The organism is Pontibacillus litoralis JSM 072002 (genome assembly GCF_000775615.1).
GTDB lineage: Bacteria > Bacillota > Bacilli > Bacillales > BH030062 > Pontibacillus > Pontibacillus litoralis.
In genome coordinates this window covers 1-1,972 of record NZ_AVPG01000054.1, presented here as the reverse complement: position 1 = coordinate 1,972, position 1,972 = coordinate 1, and the positions used below count along the sequence as shown (strand labels likewise).

At 39.4% G+C, this 1,972-nt stretch carries 1 protein-coding gene; it reads left to right on the top strand.

The window, feature by feature from the left end; translation table 11 throughout:
- The coding region (locus N784_RS15625; RefSeq protein WP_036836501.1) for a DUF6923 family protein at positions 1–1,820 on the top strand (1,820 nt) is incomplete at its 5' end.
- Positions 1,821–1,972: the final 152 nt, after the last annotated feature.

Sequence of the window (1,972 nt, the reverse complement as noted above, 5' to 3'; positions counted from 1 at the left end):
AAGGGACAGTATTTGAGGATGTAAATCAAAATGGAACATATGACCCACCAGGGGACCCTGGCATTCCGAATGTAACCGTTGTGGTAGAGGACCCGAACGGAAATTGTACAACAACGATGACAGATGGGTTAGGGGATTATACTTTTCCAGGCTTAACGATTGTAGGAACGTACACCGTATATGAAACGGTTGCCGACCCTGGTATAGCATGTCCGCCAACTTTATTTACCCAACCACCTGGTTATACGACTTCTACAACATCAAGGGTTAGAACGATTGATGTAACACAGACCGACATCGATACAAACCAAGCCTTTACGGAAAATTTCGGTCATGAAGATGTGGAGTCATTTGAATGTTCTCCTACTGGACTGCAAGTGGCGTTGAATCCATCTCGTTTATTTGAGATAAATTTAGTAACGGGTGCATCAACATTACAAGGTTTTTTAAGTCCTGCTGTTGTTTATAATGCTGTAGGCTTCAGTGTTGTGGACAATGCTATTTATGGATATAACCAAAACTCGCTTAATGTGGCTAGAATTAATCCAGATTTAACAGTAACTAATTTCGGACCAGTTCCAAATTTGCCTGTACAAGGTTTTAATGTTGGAGACGTTGATTTTGATGGTCATTTATATCTTTATAATCAAAATGATACAAGATTCTATGTGGTCGATGTTGATCCTGATTCACCGACTTTTTTACAATTAGTTGATCCGACTGCCGGATTTGTATTGGATACAGCTCCTTTTGGTACGGCAACTACGGCTCAATCTATTCAGGATTGGGCATTTAATCCGATTGATAATCAATTGTATAGCGTTTTGGCAAATGGAACTGCTGTAATAAGGACGGATCCGTTATCAGGTGCACAAACAGTATTTCCAGCCATAGGATTACCACCAGGGCCATATGGTGCGGTTTTCTTTGATGGGCAAGGATTTTTGTATGCATTGGATAATACAAGTGGACAAATATATAGAATTGAAATAATTGGGCCGAATGCTGTCGGTACACTATTTTCGACTACTGTACCTGCAGTAAATAATGACGGTGCTCGATGTGCTTTCGCTTTATTAAATTTATTAGAAATCACAAAAAGTGTTGATCCTACGCTTGCCTGTCCTGGTGATAGATTGATGTATACCATTGAGATTGAGAATGTGGGTGCAATATTAGATGCAGAAAATGTCATCGTTATAGACGATATTCCAGCAGGAACGACATTTATACCAGGTAGTGTCACCGTTAATGGGATGCCGACAGGAGATGATCCGAGTGTAGGGATTTCGCTTGGGAATATACCACCAGGAGGAATGGTCACGATAACGTATGAAGTGGTAGTAGATGATTTTGGTACTTTTCCTATCACGAACGTAGCTAGTGTGAGTGGAGATAATGTGGAAGAAACGTTTTCGAATGAGGTTATTACGAATCAAGCGATGACGAATGTATCGGTTGTGAAAGAGGCGGAACCGCAGCTCATTGATTGTGGAGATATTATAACGTACACGATTACGATTACAAATGAAGGTCCAGATAGTTCTGGTCAAATTATTTTAAAAGATCCAGAGCCTTCCGGTACAAATTTTATTAAGGGGAGTGTTGTAATTGATAACGTATTAGTGCCTGATGCCAATCCGAATGCTGGTATCCCTATTGGCTCACTTGCTGTTGGAGAATCTAAAACGATTTCATTTCAGGTTGTGAGTGAAATGGATGATTGTTTTATTCCGAATACGGCAGATGTTATGTATTGTATTGATCAATCAGCAACAAGCAATCAAGTTATAACTATTGTATGTTGTAACTGTGATTAGCTTTGTTTTAATAAATATATTCTGCACTAATTGTGGTAGCATCTAGTGTGGCTATAACCATATTTTTGTTGCTTCAACTCCGTTAATTGAGTGGGAAATTACCATTTTCAATTCAATATGCGAAATAGGAAGGAGGTATGAACATGCCAGCA